An 18222-nucleotide genomic window follows, 5' to 3' on the forward strand; every position below is an offset into this window, starting at 1 on the left:
AAGCTTCAAGCTCGTGGCTCATCGTCGTGTGTCATTGAGATATTTCAGTCACCCGCCACGCGCTTTTCAGGCGTGGCGAATTGTTCGGTGCAATTACTCGGCAGCGATGCCCATCCGGCTGCGCTCCATTTCCTCAAGCGCGCGACGGTATTCAACCGGCATGACCTTGCGGAATTTCGGGCGGTAGTCAGCCCAGTGCTCAAGGATTTCCTTGGCGCGGGTGGAGCCCGTGTAGTGCAGGTGGTTTGAGATCAGCTGGTATAGGCGCTCCTCGTCGTGACGCGTCATGTCGCCGGAAACGTCGACACGTCCCTTGTGCATGAGGTCGCCGCCGTGATGGTGCAGCTTCTCCAGCATGTCATCCTCTTCCGGAACCGGCTCGAGCTCGACCATGGCCATGTTGCAGCGGCTGGCGAAATCGCCGGCCTCGTCGAGAACATAGGCCACGCCGCCCGACATGCCGGCCGCGAAGTTGCGGCCCGTTTCGCCGAGCACCACGACCACGCCGCCCGTCATATATTCGCAGCCGTGGTCGCCCACGCCTTCGACGATGGCGATCGCACCGGAGTTACGAACTGCGAAACGCTCACCCGCGACACCGCGGAAGTAGCACTCGCCCTCGGTCGCACCATAGAGAACGGTATTGCCGACGATGATCGAGTTCTCAGCGACGATCCTCGAGTTTTCCGGCGGACGGATGATGATCTTGCCGCCCGAGAGGCCCTTGCCCACATAGTCGTTGCCGTCGCCGATCAGGTTGAAGGTCACGCCGCGTGCCAGGAAGGCGCCGAAGCTCTGGCCTGCTGTTCCTTTGAGGGTGACGTTGATCGTGTCTTCCTTCAGGCCGCGATGGTTATAACGCTTGGCCACCTCGCCCGAGAGCATCGCACCGGCCGAACGATCGACGTTCCTGATGTCGACTTCGAAGGCAACGGGCGTCTTCGATGCCAGCGCCGGCTCGGCCGCCGCAATCATCTTGCGGTCGAGAATGTCGTCGATCGGGTGCTTCTGGCGCGTCGTCCAGTAGGTCTCCTCCTTCGGTGCATCGACCTTGTGGAAGATCTTCGCGAAGTCGAGTCCCCTAGCCTTCCAGTGCGCCAGCATCTCGTCCTTCTCGAGCAGTTCCGAAGCGCCGATGATCTCATCGAGCCTGGTGAAGCCGAGGGAGGCCAGAATTTCGCGCACTTCGTTGGCGACGAAGAAGAAGTAGTTGATGACGTGCTCGGGCGTGCCCTTGAAGCGCTTGCGCAGGACGGGATCCTGCGTCGCCACGCCGACCGGACAGGTGTTGAGATGGCACTTGCGCATCATGATGCAGCCGGCAGCGATCAGCGGAGCCGTCGCGAAGCCGAATTCATCGGCGCCAAGCAGCGCGCCGATGACGACGTCGCGGCCGGTCTTCAGACCACCGTCAACCTGCAGGGCAACGCGCGAGCGCAGACCGTTCAGCACCAGAGTCTGCTGGGTTTCGGCAAGGCCGATTTCCCAGGGAGAGCCGGCATGCTTCAGCGAGGTGAGCGGTGAAGCGCCCGTGCCGCCGTCGAAACCGGCAACCGTGATGTGGTCGGCGCGCGCCTTGGCAACACCGGCGGCAACCGTGCCGACGCCGACTTCCGAGACAAGCTTGACCGACACATCCGAGGTCGGGTTGACATTCTTCAGGTCGTAGATCAGCTGCGCCAGATCTTCGATCGAATAGATGTCATGGTGCGGCGGCGGCGAAATCAGGCCGACGCCCGGCGTCGAATGACGGGTCTTGGCAACGACCGCATCGACCTTATGGCCGGGCAGCTGGCCGCCTTCGCCGGGCTTGGCGCCCTGCGCAACCTTGATCTGCAGCACGTCGGCATTGACGAGATATTCCGTCGTCACGCCGAAACGACCGGACGCGATCTGCTTGATGGCCGAGCGCTCGGGGTTCGACGAACCATTCGGCAGCGGCATGTAGCGATCGCTCTCTTCGCCGCCCTCACCGGTGTTCGACTTTCCGCCGATCCGGTTCATGGCGATCGCCAGCGTCGTATGCGCCTCGCGGCTGATCGAGCCGAAGGACATGGCGCCCGTGGAGAAGCGCTTGACGATATCGACCGCCGGCTCGACGCTGTCGACCGGCACCGGCTTGCGGCCGAGTGCCTCGGCGCTCTTGATCTTGAAGAGGCCGCGGATCGTGTTCATACGGAGCGCCGACGTGTTCACCATCTCGGCGAATTCGCGGTAGCGATCCTCGGCATTGCCGCGAACCGCATGCTGCAGGGCAGCCACGGCATCCGGCGTCCAGGCATGGCTTTCGCCACGCATGCGGTAGGCATATTCGCCGCCGATATCGAGCGTGCTGGCGAGCAGCGGATCGCGGCCGAAGGCTGACTTGTGGCGGATGACCGTCTCGCTGGCGATTTCCTCCAGGCCGACGCCTTCGATGGTCGTCGCCGTACCGAAAAAGTACTTGTCGACGAATTCCGACTGCAGGCCGATCGCATCGAAGATCTGCGCACCACAATAGGACTGATAGGTCGAAATGCCCATCTTGGACATGACCTTCAGGATGCCCTTGCCGACAGCCTTAATATAGCGATAGACGACTTCGCTGGCGTCGACTTCCTTCGGGAATTCGCCCTTGGCATGCATGTCAAGCAGCGTGTCGAAGGCGAGATAGGGGTTGATCGCTTCAGCACCATAACCAGCCAGCAGGCAGAAATGGTGCACTTCGCGCGGCTCGCCGGTTTCAACGACGAGACCGACCGAGGTGCGCAGCCCCTTGCGGATCAGGTGATGGTGCACGGCAGCGGTCGCAAGCAGCGCCGGGATCGCGATACGATCGGGGCCGATCTGGCGGTCGGAGAGCACGATGATGTTGTAACCGCCCTTGACGGCCGCTTCCGCCCGTTCGCAGAGGCGGTCGAGCATCTCGGGCATGCCTTCGGCGCCACGCTCCACATCATAGGTGAAATCAAGTGTCTTTGTGTCGAAACGGTCTTCCGTGTGACCGATCGAGCGGATCTTCTCGAGATCGCCATTGGTCAGGATCGGCTGGCGCACCTCGAGACGCTTGGCGTTTGCCATGCCTTCGTGGTCGAGAATGTTCGGACGCGGGCCGATGAAGGAGACGAGGCTCATGACGAGTTCTTCGCGGATCGGGTCGATCGGCGGGTTCGTCACCTGCGCAAAGTTCTGCTTGAAGTAGGTGTAGAGCAGCTTCGACTTCTCGGACATGGCCGAGATCGGCGTATCCGTGCCCATCGAGCCGATCGCTTCCTGACCCGTCGTCGCCATCGGCGACATCAGGATCTTGGTGTCCTCGGTCGTGTAGCCGAAGGCCTGCTGGCGATCGAGCAGCGAAACGTCGCGGCGAAGCGCACGCGGTTCGACCGGCTTCAGGTCTTCAAGGATAAGCTGCGTGCGGTTAAGCCAGCTGCGATAGGGATGCGCGTTCGCAAGCTGCGCCTTCACCTCGTCGTCGGAGATGATACGGCCTTCTTCCATGTCGATCAGCAGCATCTTGCCTGGCTGTAGGCGCCACTTCTGGATGATGCTCTCTTCGGCAACCGGCAGCGTGCCGGCTTCGGAGGCGAGGATAACGCGATCATCGCCTGTGACGAGATAACGAGCTGGACGCAGGCCGTTGCGGTCGAGCGTCGCGCCGATCTGCTTGCCGTCGGTGAAGGCAACGGCAGCCGGGCCATCCCAAGGTTCCATGAGAGCAGCATGATATTCGTAGAATGCCTTGCGCTCCGGCGACATGGACTGGTTACCAGCCCAGGCTTCCGGGATCAGCATCATGACCGCATGCGAAAGCGAATAGCCGCCGCGCAAGAGGAATTCGAGCGCGTTGTCGAAACAGGCCGTGTCCGACTGGCCTTCATAGGAGATAGGCCAGAGCTTGGAGATATCCTCGCCGAACAGCGGAGAGGAGACAGAGGCCTGGCGCGCCGCCATCCAGTTGACGTTGCCGCGCAGCGTGTTGATTTCGCCGTTATGGGCGACCATGCGGTACGGGTGCGCAAGCTTCCAGGACGGGAAGGTGTTGGTCGAGAACCGCTGGTGTACGAGTGCCACGGCGCTCTCGAAGCGCGGGTCCGCCAGGTCCTTATAATAGGCGCCGACCTGATAGGCCAGGAACATGCCCTTGTAGACGACGGTCGTGCTCGACAGCGACACCGGATAGAAGTGGCTCTCCTCGCCGTCGAACTCGTCATAGATGCGGTTGGAGATCACCTTGCGAAGCGTGAAGAGCCGGCGCTCGAATTCATCGTTCGTCGCGGCATCCTTGCCGGCACCGATGAAGACCTGCACGTGATGCGGCTCGGTCGCGGCAATTGCCGGCGCCTTGGAGAGCGAGGAATTGTCGACCGGAACGTCACGGAATCCGATGAGGACCTGGCCTTCTTCGGTGATGACGTCCTTGATCACCTTCTTGAAGTGCTCGATCTGCTTTTCGTCGCGCGGCATGAAGATATGGCCGACACCATATTCGCCGGCCTTCGGTAGGGTGATGCCCTGCAAGGCCATTTCCTCGCGGAAGAAGCGGTCGGGGATCTGCACGAGGATGCCCGCGCCGTCGCCCATCAGCGGATCGGCGCCGACGGCACCGCGATGCGTCAGGTTTTCAAGAATGAAGAGACCGTCTTTGACGATCTGATGCGACTTCTGGCCCTTCATATGCGCAACGAAGCCGACACCGCAGGCATCATGTTCATTGCGCGGATCGTAGAGCCCCTGTTTTTTCGGCAAGCCGGAGGCGAATTTACGCGTATTGGCCGTTGCGCGCACGTTTGCTGCTGCGAACTGGTCAATCTGCGTGGATGGCGTCTTCTTCGTCATCGTCTTCCTCCTGTCGAAGCCCGCGGGGCTGCGGGCGGCTTTTCGTCGCGCACCGCACCCTTTAAGATAGGTCCGGCGCGTGACAGCGCTGTTGCATCGTGAAGATCCGGTCGCAGACGTCTGCTTTTCAAGGAAAGCAAACCGTCGCGTTCCGCGCCTGCCATTCGCCTCCGCGCGCCGCCATGTGAAGGCTCAGCACTCGAAAGAACTATAGCGTGAAAGCCGCTCTGTTCCAGGGCTTTCGGCGCCTCTTCGGCCGGGAAGGCCAAAATAGGACAGCAACCCTGTCCTAGTTCATCAGTTCAATGACAGAAACAATTCCTCTTCGCAAGAGTGTGCTCTTAAAAAAACGTCAATTTGCGACGGAAGATTGCCAAATCAGCCAAAACCGCGACATAAAATTGCTCATCGAGAAAGTATTTTGTTTTTTGATTACGCGGTTCAATTTCTGTGATGGATCAGGACTTCCGCGCTTGATCCTGTGAAGCTTTGGCGTAATGTCCCTTTCCGAACTCCCGCCCCATCATTTTCAATGGTTTCTTCCATGTTTTTTGCTTCCGACAACTGGGCTGGCGCCCATAAATCCATTGCCGAGCGCCTGCTGGCTGAATCTGCCGATTTTGCCGCCGCCTACGGCAACAGCGACTACGATAAGAAGGTTGAAGCCCGCTTCTCCGAAATCTTCGAACGCGAGGTCTCGGTCTTCTTCGTCGCCACCGGCACCGCCGCCAACTCGCTTTCGCTCGCAAGCGTGCAACGCCCCGGCGGCATCGCCTTCTGCCATCAGGAAGCCCATGTCACCCAGGACGAATGCGGCGCCCCCGAATTCTTCTCCGGTGCATCCCGCCTGATGCCGGTCGCCGGCGATTTCGGCAAGATCGATCCGGCAGAACTGTCCGCGAAGATTGCCGCCTTCCCTGAGGACGCGGTCCATCATGGTCGTGCAAGTGCGGTCACCATCACCCAGGCGACTGAAATCGGCACCGTCTATTCTCTGCCGGAAATCGGCGAAATTTCCGCCATTGCCAAGAAGCGCAATCTGCCGCTGCACATGGACGGCGCCCGCTTCGCCAATGCGCTTGTCGCGCTCAACGCAACGCCTGCCGAAATGACCTGGAAACGCGGCGTCGACATCCTTTCCTTCGGCGGCACCAAGAATGGCTGCTGGTGCGCGGAGGCGATCATCTTCTTCAATCCTGAACAGGCGAAGGAAATGCCCTTCATCCGCAAGCGCGCCGCCCAGCTCTTCTCCAAGTCGCGCTTTATCTCCGCCCAGTTCGATGCCTATCTCGAAAATGGCCTCTGGCTCGATCTCGCCCGTCACTCCAACGGCATGGCCGAGCGTCTGCGCGCCGGCATCGGCGCCAGCAACTCGGCTCGGCTCGCCTGGCCGACCGCCTCAAACGAAGTTTTCGCAGTCATTCAGAAATCAGCGGCAAAAACGGCTGAGGGCAGAGGCGCAAAATTCTACGAGTGGCCGATCCCGGCCGGCATGCCGGACCTCCTTTCGGAGGGCGAAACGCTCGTCCGTCTCGTCACCAGCTTTGCAACGACAGAAGCCGATGTCGACGGCTTCCTGAAGTGCCTAGCTGCCTGATTTCGTAAATGCCGGAACGCCCGCTCGAAAGATCCCCGTGTTCCGGCCATGCCGGAACCAAGTCCGCTTCTTCGGCATTTCTCCCTTAATTCATAGGGCGGTCCGTGTCACCCCGTTTCCTATGAAGAGGTGAAGAAATGAAGAAGTTGGCAATCATCGTCCTGACCGTCGCGACGGCTTTTACGGGCATCGCACCGGCGCAGGCGTTTCCGACAATCGCAAAGCCTGATGTGCCGCAGGCCTCCAATGTCGAGCAGGTTCAGTATTATCGCCGGCACTGGAATCGCTATCGTTATGATGATGACAGGTGGCGCTATCGTTACGACGACGACGGATGGCGCTATCGCCGATATCACAGACACAATAACGCCGGCGCCATCATCGGCGGCCTTGCCGCAGGAGCCATCATCGGCGGCATCATAAGCTCGCAGCGCCAGCCGCGTTATTATTACTCCGGCGGCGGCCATCACACCCGCTGGTGCTATTCGCGCTACCGCTCTTATCGCGCCTACGACAACACCTATCAGCCCTATTACGGTCCGCGCCGCCAATGCGTCTCGCCGTAGAGTTCTGATTACAAAAGCGAAATCCCGCCTTCGCCGGGCGGGATTTTTGATTGAAACTATTCAAGCCGACCGCAGTCCCCTGACTTTCTTCAGAATATCATCCGAAAGTGCCGCCACGAGCGCCTGATCGGCCCCCTTTCGCGGCACCAGTACGAATTCGACATCCTCTAGCACCGGCAGCCTGGCCGGCGCGATTTCCTTCAGCCCCGAAGGCGCCATGCTGCGCGGCTGCACGAGCACCCCCATGCCGGCACGCGCCGCGGCCGTGAGCCCGCTCAAACTGCCGCAGGTGCAGACGATGCGCCAGGCCACGCCGTGCCGGCCGAGCGCTTCCAGCGCAATGGCGCGCGTCACACTCGGCGGCGGGAAAGCGATCAAGGGCAATGGGCCTGATGCGAGCACATGCTCCGGATCCCGCGCCAGCCACACCAGCGGCTCCCGGTAGACGAGCTTTCCGTGCTCATCACCGAGCCTTCGCTTGGCAAGCACGAGATCGATCGCTCCTGCATCCTGCATTTCATAGAGCACACCGGAAAGCGCCACCGTCAGTTCCAGATCGACAGAAGGATGCGATCGCACGAAATCTTCCAGCACCGCCGGTAGCTGGCTCGTCACGAAATCCTCGGAAACGCCGAGCCGCAGGCGTCCGCGCAGGCTGCCGCTCTTGAACAGCGATTGCACGTGCCCCTCGATCGACAGCATCGACCGCGCATGCGACAGCAAGGTCTCACCATCACCGGTCAGCACGACCTTGTGCGTATCGCGCTCCAGCAACCGGCGCCCGAGGGAAGTTTCCAGCCTTTGGATATGCTGGCTGACCGTAGATTGCCCGAGGCCCAGCCTCTCGGCGGCCAGCGTGAAGCTACCCATCTGCTCGACGGTGACGAAACTGCGTAGCTGTGAGAGGTCCAGCATGAGGAGAATCCAGATTCGCGATAACTGTTATTCCTTGCATCCTGGATCATAATGAGCGACAAAACAATGACTCATTTATCTCAGCGAGACCGCCATGCGCCGCTTCTTACCCGACACATTCACGATCCTGCTCGTCTGCACCGTCATCCTCGCCTCGATCTTCCCAGCAAGCGGCGCCTTTGCCGGCTGGTTCGGTGTGGCGACTGATTTCGCCATTGCGCTGCTGTTCTTCCTGCACGGCGCGCGACTCTCTCGTGATGTTGTCATCGCTGGCCTGCTACACTGGCGGCTGCATCTCGTCATTCTGTTGACCACCTTCGGCCTCTTCCCGATCCTCGGCCTGGCGATAGGCTTCATCCCGGATTCGATCCTGCCGCAGCCGCTTTATCTCGGCATCCTCTTCCTCTGCGTGCTGCCGTCGACTGTGCAGTCCTCGATTGCCTTCACCTCAATGGCGGGTGGTAACGTGCCGGCAGCGATCTGCTCGGCTTCGGCGTCCAATATTTTCGGCATGTTCCTCACGCCGTTGCTCGTCGGCCTGCTCTTTTCGGTCGGCGGCCACGGCGGCTTCTCCTTCGACGCGCTCGAACAGATCCTGCTCCAGCTCCTCGCCCCCTTCGTCGTCGGCCAGATCCTGCAGCCCTGGATCGGCGAATGGATCCGCTCCAAGAAGAAGATCCTGATGCCGGTCGACCGCGGCTCCATCCTGATGGTCGTCTACCTGGCTTTCTCCACTGCCGTCGTCGAAGGCTTGTGGCACACCTTCTCGATCGGCGACATCGCCGCCGTCATCATCGCCGACATGGTGCTGCTGGCGCTCGTTCTCGTTATCACCATGTATGGCAGCCGCTGGCTCGGCTTCAACCGGGCCGATGAGATCACCATCACCTTCTGCGGGTCGAAGAAGAGCCTCGCAAGCGGCGTTCCGATGGCAAACGTCATCTTCGCCGGCCAGTCGATCGGCGCAATCGTCCTGCCGCTGATGCTCTTCCATCAGATCCAGCTGATGGTCTGCGCCGTCATCGCCCAGAAATATGCCGCCGCCGCAGCCCGCCGGGCCACCGAAAAGCAGCTTGAAGAAGCGGCAAGCCCAGCCTGATTGAACAGAATGACCGCAAACAAAAACGGCGCCCGCGAGGGCGCCGTTTCCGTCTGATCCGTCAAAGCGGATTAGTTGTTGACGACCTGTGCTTCGATCGCCTTCGGAGCCTCGACCGGCTCGGCAGCAATAGCGATCTTGCGGGGCTTGAGAGCCTCAGGAATGCTGCGCAGCAGGTCGATGTGCAGGAGGCCGTTCTTCAGCGAAGCGGCGGTCACTTCGACATGGTCGGCAAGCTGGAAGCGGCGTTCGAAGGCGCGCTTTGCGATGCCACGATAGAGGAACTCGCTGCCATCAGCATTTTCTTCGCGCTTTTCACCTTTCACGATGAGCGCGTGGGCATGCGATTCGATGGAGAGTTCGGTTTCGTCGAAGCCGGCAACGGCCATGGTGATACGGTAGGTGTTCTCACCGGTCCGCTCGATGTTGTACGGCGGATAGCTCGGAACCTGCTCCGGCTGGGAGAGGCTGTCGAGCATGGTAAAGAGCCGGTCGAAACCGACGGTGGAACGATAAAGGGGAGAGAAGTCTACGTGACGCATGATGTCCTCCTAGGGAAGCGACGTGTTGCGATATCATGCCCCTGAAACCCCGTTCTTGGCGGCTTCGGGACGGTTGCGCGGACCCTTCTGGCGTCCGCAAAGTTCAGATGGGTATGGCTTTCTGAGACTTCAAGCCCCTTTTCAAAGCACCCGTGATGGCTGCGTGAACCCCGCATGAACGGCAGGTTCGGCGAAGGTTCAGGCGCCGCTGTCTAGAGATAGAGGCATCGGGTGACACTGGCCCGAAGGCTGAAGTGTATCGTCCCTTCTTCTTCAGCCTAAATTCGGCCGGCCAAGAGCTCCCTCAGCTCCGCCGGCCTTTTTTCTTCAGGCGTAAAGCTCTGCAAGCTGATCCTGCGTCGCATCCAGCCTATCAGCCACGGCATCCTGATGGCTCAGCATGAGAGCGCTGACGATGCGCGACAGCGCAGCTGAATCACTGCTTGAAAATATCGACAAAGGACTGCTGTCCTCTTTGCCGCCGCTGTTTGAAGGCGGCACCTCGGCAACGATGGAACCGCCGCCCGGCAGCTTCGTGCTGATCGTGAAACCCTCCGCCGGAAAGGCGTCGCGATTGTCAACGATCATCTGCTCGAGCGCAAGGAACTGGCCGTTTTCCGGCGAAATGTCGGCATTCTGCGGCATTGCCATGACGGCAGAATATTCCCGCGCGAAAGCTGCCTGCGACTTCGAATTGTCGCTGAGCAGTTTCAGGATCGCCGGATGCACATCCGGCGGATCGATATCGAGATAGTCCGACTGCAAATAATCGAGAATGGACTCCGGCCGCTGCGGACCGGTTGATTGGTGGACGCCGGAATTGACAGGCCCGACGGAAGAAACCGAACTCATGGCCAGCCTCCCGGCGCCCCAATCTTCAGTCATGAACGTGCGGATAACCGGCCTCATGCCGGGACAAATCTTTCGTTCGCACTAACCATAGCGTGTCTCTGCTTTCGCGAAGCTTGCCATATAGAAAAATCTTAATGTATTATACCTCGCTTATATTAAGCCACAATTTCGCCATTGATTTTCCCGGCCTCTGCGCTATCCCCTAGTATATCTCTCACGCGAAGAAACATTCTGCCTATGGAACAGGTTCTTTACTCGACCCCAGACAATCCGGCGCCAGAGAACCGCACCGAAGGTTTTTTCGAGACCTCCGACGGCCATAGGTTGCGTTATGCCGTCTTCCGGTCGCAGGCACCGGTCGCCCATGGAACGGTGGTGCTCCTGCACGGGCGCAGCGAATATATCGAGAAGTATTTCGAGACGATCCGAGATCTCACCGCCAAGGGCCTCTGGGTCGCGACTTTCGATCTGCGCGGCCAGGGTGGTTCGCCCCGGCTGCTCAAGAAGCGCAATCATGGCCACATCCGCCGCTTTTCCGATTACGAGCGCGATCTCGATGCCTTCCTCGAAAAGGTCGTGCTCCCGGATACCCGCCTGCCCTTCTATATGCTTGCTCATTCCACAGGCGCGCTGATTGCGCTTTCCGCCGCACCCTATCTCTCGACGCGTATCGAGCGCATGGTGCTCTCTGCCCCTTTCCTCGGCCTCATCGGCCAGGCCGCCTCCCAAGGCGTCATCCGCACGGTATCGAGCGCACTCTGTGCTGTTGGCCTCGGCGGGATGCCGCTCGGCAAGATGAAGGAGCTGCAATTCCTTGATAATCCGCTCACATCGGACGAAACGCGCTTCGAGCGCAATGCGGCTATAGCAAAAGCCCACCCGGAGCTTGCGCTGGGAGCGCCGACCGCGCGCTGGATGTATGAATGCATGAAGGCGATCGACCGGGTGACCCAGCCCTATCATCTCTTTTCGATCACCATTCCCTCTGTCGTCATCGCCCCGACACGCGACGGGCTGGTGCCTTATACGGTGCAGGAGAGGCTTTCGCGTTATTTCCGCGCCGGTCAGCTCGTACCGATCAACGGCGCCCGCCACGAGATATTCCAGGAAAGGGATATGTATCGTACCGCAGCACTTGCCGCCTTCCACGCCTTCATTCCCGGCAGCGACGCCGAGGCGACCGATGACGTGACGGCGATCGGCGTCTGAAACTTAAACCCATCGCGGTCTCCAGGATTCGCTCGCCATGCTTTAAGTTCTTATTTTACGCATGTGGTTATCGCAAAACCGCTGCACACTTTTGCACGACGCGCGTTAGCGCTGCAGGATGGCGATCGCCTCTTCATAGACCGCCCTGCTGCCGGCAGCGATAATGGAGCCGCCGTTTTCCGGCCGTCCGCCGTCCCAGGTGGTCATGATGCCGCCGGCGCCCTCGATGACAGGAATGATCCCACCGACATCATAGGGTTTGAGGCTGTTCTCGATCACGAGATCGACATGGCCTGCCGCCAGCAGCGCATAGGCATAACAGTCGCAGCCATAGCGGAAGAGCCGCACCTGACTTTCGATCTCGCGATATTTCTCCATCTCCTCGCCGACGAAGAGATGCGGCGATGTAGTGAAAAGGATGGCATTGGAAAGAGCGCCGCAATCACGCACCTGCAGCCGGCGTTCGCCCTCAGGCCCGCTATAGGTCGAACCGTTTTCGTCGCCGAAGTAACGTTCGCCGGTGAAAGGCTGCTCGATCATACCGGCAACCGCCCGGCCATTCTTCTGCAGGCCGATCAGTGTACCCCAAACCGGGACACCGGAAATGAAGGCGCGCGTACCGTCGATCGGGTCGATCACCCACACATGCTCGCGGTCAAGGCCGACATTGCCATGCTCTTCGCCCAGAATACCGTGCTCGGGGAAATGCGCTTCGATCAGTGCGCGAATGGCCGTCTCCGCCGCCCTGTCGCCTTCAGTGACCGGGTCGAAGCCGGACGACAGCTTGTTGGTGACATTGATGCCTGAGCGAAAGCGCGGCAGGGTTTCGGCCTTGGCAGCTTCGGCGAGACGGTTGAAGAACGAACGGTCAGGAAGCATGGAGAAATCCACATAGCTGGCGGGAAATGGCGTTTTTCATAGCGAAAAACCGGCGGATTGCAAACACAACAGGCAATTTCCGATTAGCTGCCTAAATATTTTGCAGTGCAATATAATGCTTGACAATTGTGCAATGCAGCAGTAGTTTCTTACCCACAGTCTTCTGACTGTAAATACCCTCCTTGGGTGTTTCCTCCCTAGACTTAGCCGCGCTCACAAAGCGCGGTTTTTTTTGATCTGAAGGCAGAAATCACTCGGCCGCGAGCGCCCGGTCGCCGGAGAATTTTTCGACATAGTCTGCCATCTGCCGCATGAACGACGTGACGGCGGCTGCAACGATGTCGAAATCGGGCCGCTTCTCCAGCGTGACCTCATCGACGTAGATCGAACGGTTGACCTCGATCTGAAGCGCATGCAGCCCGCGTGACGGACGGCCGTAATGTTCGGTGATGAAGCCACCGGCATAGGGTTTGTTGCGGATCGCCGCAAACCCCATTTCCTCAAGGATGCCGATTGCCGTACGCGAAAGCTCTGCCGAAGCGCTGGTGCCGTAGCGATCGCCGATGATGAAATCGGGCCGCGCATTGCTACCGGCAACGCGCACGTTGCCCGGCATGGAATGGCAGTCGATCAGGACGCCGAAGCCAAACTGTACATGGGTGCGTGCAATCAGCCGCCGCAACGTCGAGTGATAGGGCTTGTAGACGCTTTCGACACGTTCCAGCCCCTCCTGAACGGGCAGCCGGCGCGCATAGATTTCCATGTTCTCGGCCACGATGCGCGGAATGGTGCCAAGTCCACCCGCAACCCTTAGCGAGTTGATATTCGCATAGGGCGGCAACAGCCCGTCGAACATGCGCGGATCGAGCTCATAAGGCTCACGGTTGACGTCCAGGTAGGCGCGCGGGAAATTCGCAAGGAGGAGTGGCGCACCAAGATCCACGGCCGCGCCGAACAGCTCGTCGACATAATGGTCTTCAGACCGGCGTATCGAGATACCTTCCAGCCGCGACTGCGCGATGAATTCCGGTGGATAAATGCGACCGCTATGAGGGGAGTTGTAGACGAAAGGAATGGTCTGCGACACGGGCTCATGCACTTCAAAAAGCTCGTATTCGCGTATTTCCGGCACTTTCTGCCCTCTTTACCATGTCATCAAGTGGCTATGACGGCTATGTTGCCAGTTGCCTGCCCTTAAGTCCATACTACATAGAAGGGATGGCGGTCGTGGCTAGGGCGATTTCACCGGTTGTTTACCGGGCGAAGTTTAGTGTAGACGGCTGGTATCCTAGAAAAACATCAGTGATCAGCGGTCCGGATTAATGACTCAGAAGATACTTCTCGCCGAAGACGACAATGACATGCGCCGCTTCCTCGTGAAGGCGCTCGAAAAGGCCGGATACAAGGTCCTTTCCTACGACAACGGCGCTAGCGCTTATGACCGCCTGCGTGAGGAGCCCTTCTCCCTGCTGCTGACCGATATCGTCATGCCGGAAATGGATGGCATCGAGCTGGCGCGCCGTGCGACCGAACTCGATCCTGACCTGAAGGTCATGTTCATCACCGGCTTCGCAGCCGTTGCACTGAACCCTGATTCGAAGGCTCCGAAGGATGCAAAGGTCCTTTCCAAGCCTTTCCACCTGCGCGATCTCGTTGACGAGGTCAACAAGATGCTTGCCGCATAAGGCTTCTTGGCGGCTCGTCACAAAACTTCAAAAAAGCCTATTGACGGCTCCGGAGGTTTTGTGATCTATGCGCCGCCATCGGATGGGCGTGTAGCTCAGCGGGAGAGCACTACGTTGACATCGTAGGGGTCACAGGTTCAATCCCTGTCACGCCCACCATCCTAATTCGCTGAAAAGCAAAGGCCTTTCGAGAAATCGAAAGGCCTTTTTAGTTTCCGGTTTTAAGTTGCCGGATTCGCATTCCAGGCCAAGCCACCTGTACCGGCTCGTCTCAAATCTTATCCGAAGGGATCGAAACCAAATTCGGACACAGAGCCATGCCATGCGCGATAATAGAGCCCGAGGCGTTGATTCGCCTCGTCAGGACATGGGGTTCGAATCGAAATGAAATTATCCGCGCTTGCCATCGCCGCCTTCTCCACCCTCGCTTTTGCAGCTGCAGCGCAGGCCGACGACAATTTTCCGGGCGCGCCCGGCGTCATTGCCCTTGGTGGCAAGTGTCAGAAGCTCGTCGTTGCCAAGTTCGATGCCACGAAGGGCTGCAAGGGAGAGCTGGCAAGCGTGACGCTCGTCAACGGCACCGTGACCTTCATCTTCACCTCTGATGGCAAGCTGCTGGGCTTCCAGGGCGATGGGAAGGGCATCAAGCCCGCGTCCAATGGCAATGCCCGCCTGCCGCTCAGCCTCGTCACCACGGGCGTTGGAAATAAGATGACAGGTGAGGTGAAGGTTGCCGGCTCGTGCACCTTCGGCAATCCTTATTCCGGTAAGCCGACTGCCATCGAATGCACGGCCGAAAGCAAGGATTCGGCCTTCACCGGCAGCTTCCGCACCAGCGGCAAGGCGCCAGCACGGAAATAACACGCGAAAATAAGCGATCGTCAGACCGGGGGCCTCAAGCGCACCAGGAACCGCCGGCAGATCCCGGCTTCCTGGCCAGGCCCTCATTGATAAGCCGCGTGCCGAAAGAGCGCCCGTCGCGCGAAATGACACGCGGCGCACCCCGGTCATCTGCCTTGCCGACAGCATTCATGTTGAACGGACCGGCATTCAGCAGCGCAAGCAAACGCGATTTGGCAGCAAAGGCAATCTTCCGTTCGTCTTCGCAGCGTGCACGGTCCACGTCCGGGCTGACCATATCGGCGATGACGATCTTCTCGCCCTTATACCAGAAGGTACCTGCGTCACCGACGCAATTGATATGCTCACCCTGCCCGCAATATCCGAAAGCCGCCTTGGCGGTTTCCGACGAGGATGGGGTAGCAGGAGAAATAGAGGCCGGCACGATCTTTGCCGCCGGCACCGGAGCCGAGGGGATCGCTGCAGGTGGTACTGGATCGTTTGTCTGGCGTGGCTTGACAGCAGGAGCCGCAACGGCAACCTGCTTCGGCGCTTCCTTGGATGTCTGAGGTTTGCCTTCAGCCGCCTCACTGATGACGGCGGCAGGTGCCTTGCCAAGCATCGGGCGGATGCTCTTCCAATTGTCATAGGCGGCAATGGCGCCCACCGCCGCGATGCCTATCACCATCCAAGGCATCGCGCCGCTGGAGGACGCACTGCTCTTCCTTTTTGCCGGCGCCTTGCGGCGGCGTGTCGCTGTCTTGGCCATCGATCCGATTCCCTTGAATGGGCCGGATTATCGCTGTCCAATCCTTTCGGAAAGGTTGGCAAGATATGGCCGTGGGTCGCTTTCCCAGACCAGAACTCGTCGGAAAAGAAAACGCCCGGCGCGTGGCCGGGCGTCTCATTCAAATTCTGCCCTGTGTTCAGCAGCCTTGCGCTGCCGAGGTTGCAGCAGCGGGCCTTGCGGTTTGCCCGCTTGACTGCGCGGATGGCGTCTCGCGCTTGCCTATATCGAGCCGGCGTTCGGCCGCCTCGCGCACGGCCTGCCACTCATATTCGTGCTGGATGAAGATATCCCGCGGCACAAGATTGATCGTCATTCGTATTTCACCTGTCTTATCGGTTGCGAAACTGGTTTTCAGCGCACAGGCTTTGCGACGTTGGCATCGTCGCTCTTGATATCAAGCCCGCCCTTGGAAAGGTCGCTGCCGGTCATATGCGCCGGCACATGAATGTCGTGGATCGCGCCCGGGGTCAGCGTCAGGTCCACCTGGTGCGGGGGCAGAACCTGCGCCCTCTGCATGCGATTGGGTTTCGCCCGCTTCATACGGTCCGACGCTTCCGTGCGCTTGTCGGGAACATGGGTCGAATTATGCATCGTCGCCCTCCTTCAAGAGTATCTGAGATGTTTCATCGGCTCAGCTAGGACGGAACGGGTGAGCGCCAGTATGGTTCCAAAGAAATCGATAACCTTGCCCGTCCGTGCATCTTGACTGGCGCAGCAACATGACTACCTAGTGGAGCACCCGCCGCCTCATCCAGACATCGGCTGCGGGGGAACCCTGGTGCCGGGCCCCTCTGGCGAGAGTTTTTACGGCGCTCTCGTGATGTCGGTACCGCCTGCAAATTAGCCGGCGGATTTTTCATCGATGAAAAAGCTCACCATGCCAATAGCGCATGCCCTATGTGGTATGCGTTTTTCTGTTTTCACCCCATCTTCAGAAACGGTTTGCGGCTGCGAGGTGCAGCCATGAACCAGCTTCAATCCCACAAATCCTCGCTCGGCTATTTCCGCTGGGCCTTCATCGTCACCGCACTCGGCCTGGCACTCGGCGCATTTCTCGGCTGGCAGTCAACTGGCACGCTGGGTGGCATGGCCACTGTTTTCTTCATCTGCACGGTACTGGCTGTGCTGGAGATCTCGCTCTCCTTCGACAACGCCATCGTCAATGCCAATAAGCTGAAAGAAATGACCCCTGTCTGGCAGCATCGCTTCCTGACCTGGGGTATCGTTATTGCCGTCTTTGGCATGCGTATCGTCTTTCCGCTGGCAATCGTCGCCATCGCGGCAAAGATCGGCCCGTGGGAAGCGCTCGTGCTTGCCGCGCGTGAACCTGCCGAATATGCCCGCATCATGAATGATGCGCATCTGCCGATCGCAGCCTTCGGCGGCACCTTCCTGATGATGGTTGGCCTCAGCTACTTCTTCAACCATGAGAAGGAAGTCCACTGGATCGGCTCGCTGGAGCGGCTGATGGCGCGTTCGGCTACCATCAAGGGTATCGAGATCGCCTTCGTGCTCCTGCTGATCCTGCTGTTCTCCTATCTCCTCGAAGGCGAAGACGCGACCACCTTCGTCTACTGCGCCATCTACGGTCTTGTGACCTTCCTAGTGGTAGAAGTCATCGGCGGCCTTCTCGATGCATCGCAGCGTGCGATGAGCGAGGCGGCAAAGGGTGGCCTCGGCGCCTTCATCTATCTGGAAGTGCTGGATGCCAGCTTCTCCTTCGACGGCGTCATCGGCGCCTTCGCACTGACGCAGAACCTCTTCATCATCGCGATCGGCCTCGGCATCGGCGCCATGTATGTGCGCTCCATGACGATCATGCTGGTAGAAAAGGGAACGCTCGCCGAATACCGCTATCTGGAACACGGCGCCTTCTATGCCATCCTGATCCTCTCGGTGATCATGTATGTGCAGACCTTGACGCACATTCCCGAGGTCATCACCGGCCTTGGCGGCGCGGCCCTGATCGGCATCTCGCTCTGGTCCTCGATCCGCTACAACAGGCAAGAACGGCAGAAAGAAGCTGATGTCCCCGAGCGGGAGCGCCTGCACGCCTGATAGTCAAAAAGCCGCGGCGGTCTGGCGCTGGGGCTCGCATATCCAAAAACAAAGCCCGCGACCAACGGTTGCGGGCTCATTCGTTCAATACATGATCTGGCGTTCAATCCATGCATCCGGCACGTCTTACCGGATGACACGGCCGAAGCTTACCGGATCGATACCAAGTTCCTGCAGGTCGCGTGCACGCGGCTTGCGGCCGCCTTCGACAGCAGCGCTGACTGCGTTTGCGGCACCGAGCGCTGCAAAGGCGCGGGCCAGGAAACCATTGTGGATCGACTTTCTGAAAGCGGACATCTTCTTTCCTCTCGCTCTTTGTTTGACCCTTCCTAGGTGGGGAAATCCGGATGCACCTACAACGCGCAAGAAATC

At 59.5% G+C, this 18222-nt stretch carries 16 protein-coding genes, 1 tRNA gene and 1 pseudogene; 8 read left to right on the forward strand and 10 right to left on the reverse strand.

Going from position 1 to position 18222, the window contains the following annotated elements; genetic code table 11:
* Positions 1–93: 93 nt before the first annotated feature.
* Complete coding sequence (gene gltB / locus J2X71_RS18380) at positions 94–4818, reverse strand: glutamate synthase large subunit (RefSeq protein WP_310383632.1); 4725 nt, start codon at positions 4816–4818, stop codon at positions 94–96.
* Between the two features lie 544 nt (positions 4819–5362).
* On the opposite strand from gltB, the gene J2X71_RS18385 reads away from it, so the two are divergent.
* Together J2X71_RS18385 and J2X71_RS18390 are read left to right on the forward strand one after the other, a co-directional pair.
* Positions 5363–6415, forward strand: a complete 1053-nt coding sequence (locus tag J2X71_RS18385) for a low specificity L-threonine aldolase (protein ID WP_310383633.1) — start codon at positions 5363–5365, stop codon at positions 6413–6415.
* A gap of 137 nt (positions 6416–6552) precedes the next feature.
* Positions 6553–6981: a BA14K family protein gene (locus J2X71_RS18390; RefSeq protein WP_310383635.1), complete on the forward strand. Its 429-nt coding sequence runs from the start codon at positions 6553–6555 to the stop codon at positions 6979–6981.
* 60 nt (positions 6982–7041) lie between these two features.
* On the opposite strand, the gene J2X71_RS18395 is transcribed toward J2X71_RS18390, so the two are convergent.
* Positions 7042–7896 (reverse strand): LysR family transcriptional regulator, encoded by an 855-nt coding sequence (locus J2X71_RS18395; RefSeq protein ID WP_310383638.1) that lies wholly within the window; start codon positions 7894–7896, stop codon positions 7042–7044.
* Between the two features lie 51 nt (positions 7897–7947).
* On the opposite strand from J2X71_RS18395, the pseudogene J2X71_RS18400 reads away from it, so the two are divergent.
* Positions 7948–8995: pseudogene (locus tag J2X71_RS18400) on the forward strand (bile acid:sodium symporter family protein).
* A gap of 71 nt (positions 8996–9066) precedes the next feature.
* Here the strand turns inward: J2X71_RS18400 and J2X71_RS18405 are convergent.
* Entirely contained in the window at positions 9067–9537 is a 471-nt protein-coding gene (locus J2X71_RS18405; protein WP_007822816.1) for an Hsp20 family protein, read from the reverse strand.
* 327 nt (positions 9538–9864) lie between these two features.
* On the reverse strand, positions 9865–10389 hold the full coding sequence (locus J2X71_RS18410; RefSeq protein WP_310383641.1) for a hypothetical protein: 525 nt from the start codon (positions 10387–10389) through the stop codon (positions 9865–9867).
* Positions 10390–10626: 237 nt separating this feature from the next.
* Here J2X71_RS18410 and J2X71_RS18415 point away from each other — a divergent pair, with 237 nt between their 5' ends.
* Positions 10627–11598: an alpha/beta hydrolase gene (locus tag J2X71_RS18415; RefSeq protein WP_310383644.1), complete on the forward strand. Its 972-nt coding sequence runs from the start codon at positions 10627–10629 to the stop codon at positions 11596–11598.
* A gap of 105 nt (positions 11599–11703) precedes the next feature.
* Here the strand turns inward: J2X71_RS18415 and hisN are convergent, their stop codons facing one another.
* Both hisN and J2X71_RS18425 read right to left on the reverse strand, forming a co-directional pair.
* Entirely contained in the window at positions 11704–12477 is a 774-nt protein-coding gene (hisN, locus tag J2X71_RS18420; RefSeq protein WP_007822813.1) for a histidinol-phosphatase, read from the reverse strand.
* A 250-nt stretch (positions 12478–12727) separates the two neighbouring features.
* On the reverse strand, positions 12728–13609 hold the full coding sequence (locus tag J2X71_RS18425; protein WP_310383648.1) for an N-formylglutamate amidohydrolase: 882 nt from the start codon (positions 13607–13609) through the stop codon (positions 12728–12730).
* Positions 13610–13799: 190 nt separating this feature from the next.
* On the opposite strand from J2X71_RS18425, the gene cpdR1 reads away from it, so the two are divergent.
* The 3 genes from cpdR1 (at position 13800) to J2X71_RS18440 (ending at position 15023) form a co-directional block, all read left to right on the forward strand.
* The gene (cpdR1, locus tag J2X71_RS18430) at positions 13800–14162 is read left to right on the forward strand and encodes a response regulator CpdR1 (protein WP_003542883.1); all 363 of its coding nucleotides are present in this window, start codon (positions 13800–13802) and stop codon (positions 14160–14162) included.
* An 84-nt stretch (positions 14163–14246) separates the two neighbouring features.
* Positions 14247–14321 (forward strand) — tRNA-Val (locus tag J2X71_RS18435).
* 225 nt (positions 14322–14546) lie between these two features.
* Positions 14547–15023 (forward strand): hypothetical protein, encoded by a 477-nt coding sequence (locus J2X71_RS18440; RefSeq protein WP_007822806.1) that lies wholly within the window; start codon positions 14547–14549, stop codon positions 15021–15023.
* Between the two features lie 34 nt (positions 15024–15057).
* On the opposite strand, the gene J2X71_RS18445 is transcribed toward J2X71_RS18440, so the two are convergent.
* From J2X71_RS18445 to J2X71_RS18455, 3 genes are all read right to left on the reverse strand, one after another.
* Complete coding sequence (locus J2X71_RS18445) at positions 15058–15771, reverse strand: hypothetical protein (RefSeq protein WP_310383650.1); 714 nt, start codon at positions 15769–15771, stop codon at positions 15058–15060.
* 157 nt (positions 15772–15928) lie between these two features.
* Positions 15929–16105, reverse strand: a complete 177-nt coding sequence (locus J2X71_RS18450; RefSeq protein ID WP_310383652.1) for a hypothetical protein — start codon at positions 16103–16105, stop codon at positions 15929–15931.
* Between the two features lie 38 nt (positions 16106–16143).
* The gene (locus tag J2X71_RS18455; RefSeq protein ID WP_037103557.1) at positions 16144–16383 is read right to left on the reverse strand and encodes a hypothetical protein; all 240 of its coding nucleotides are present in this window, start codon (positions 16381–16383) and stop codon (positions 16144–16146) included.
* Positions 16384–16755: 372 nt separating this feature from the next.
* Here J2X71_RS18455 and J2X71_RS18460 point away from each other — a divergent pair, with 372 nt between their 5' ends.
* Positions 16756–17850, forward strand: a complete 1095-nt coding sequence (locus J2X71_RS18460) for a DUF475 domain-containing protein (RefSeq protein WP_310383655.1) — start codon at positions 16756–16758, stop codon at positions 17848–17850.
* A gap of 126 nt (positions 17851–17976) precedes the next feature.
* Here J2X71_RS18460 and J2X71_RS18465 read toward each other — a convergent pair whose 3' ends face one another.
* Complete coding sequence (locus tag J2X71_RS18465; protein WP_007822797.1) at positions 17977–18147, reverse strand: hypothetical protein; 171 nt, start codon at positions 18145–18147, stop codon at positions 17977–17979.
* Positions 18148–18222: the final 75 nt, after the last annotated feature.

Source organism: Rhizobium sp. 1399, assembly GCF_031455475.1.
Classification (GTDB): Bacteria; Pseudomonadota; Alphaproteobacteria; order Rhizobiales; family Rhizobiaceae; genus Rhizobium.

Excerpts from the sequence above, each read along its gene's own strand:
- J2X71_RS18455 (WP_037103557.1), bottom strand. The coding sequence starts at position 16,383 with ATGCATAATTCGACCCATGTTCCCGACAAGCGCACGGAAGCGTCGGAC.
- hisN (WP_007822813.1), bottom strand. The coding sequence starts at position 12,477 with ATGCTTCCTGACCGTTCGTTCTTCAACCGTCTCGCCGAAGCTGCCAAG.
- J2X71_RS18385 (WP_310383633.1), top strand. The coding sequence starts at position 5,363 with ATGTTTTTTGCTTCCGACAACTGGGCTGGCGCCCATAAATCCATTGCC.
- cpdR1 (WP_003542883.1), top strand. The coding sequence starts at position 13,800 with ATGACTCAGAAGATACTTCTCGCCGAAGACGACAATGACATGCGCCGC.
- J2X71_RS18460 (WP_310383655.1), top strand. The coding sequence starts at position 16,756 with ATGAACCAGCTTCAATCCCACAAATCCTCGCTCGGCTATTTCCGCTGG.
- J2X71_RS18405 (WP_007822816.1), bottom strand. The coding sequence starts at position 9,537 with ATGCGTCACGTAGACTTCTCTCCCCTTTATCGTTCCACCGTCGGTTTC.
- J2X71_RS18445 (WP_310383650.1), bottom strand. The coding sequence starts at position 15,771 with ATGGCCAAGACAGCGACACGCCGCCGCAAGGCGCCGGCAAAAAGGAAG.
- J2X71_RS18390 (WP_310383635.1), top strand. The coding sequence starts at position 6,553 with ATGAAGAAGTTGGCAATCATCGTCCTGACCGTCGCGACGGCTTTTACG.
- J2X71_RS18465 (WP_007822797.1), bottom strand. The coding sequence starts at position 18,147 with ATGTCCGCTTTCAGAAAGTCGATCCACAATGGTTTCCTGGCCCGCGCC.
- J2X71_RS18410 (WP_310383641.1), bottom strand. The coding sequence starts at position 10,389 with ATGAGTTCGGTTTCTTCCGTCGGGCCTGTCAATTCCGGCGTCCACCAA.
- J2X71_RS18415 (WP_310383644.1), top strand. The coding sequence starts at position 10,627 with ATGGAACAGGTTCTTTACTCGACCCCAGACAATCCGGCGCCAGAGAAC.
- J2X71_RS18450 (WP_310383652.1), bottom strand. The coding sequence starts at position 16,105 with ATGACGATCAATCTTGTGCCGCGGGATATCTTCATCCAGCACGAATAT.
- J2X71_RS18440 (WP_007822806.1), top strand. The coding sequence starts at position 14,547 with ATGAAATTATCCGCGCTTGCCATCGCCGCCTTCTCCACCCTCGCTTTT.
- J2X71_RS18395 (WP_310383638.1), bottom strand. The coding sequence starts at position 7,896 with ATGCTGGACCTCTCACAGCTACGCAGTTTCGTCACCGTCGAGCAGATG.
- gltB (WP_310383632.1), bottom strand. The coding sequence starts at position 4,818 with ATGACGAAGAAGACGCCATCCACGCAGATTGACCAGTTCGCAGCAGCA.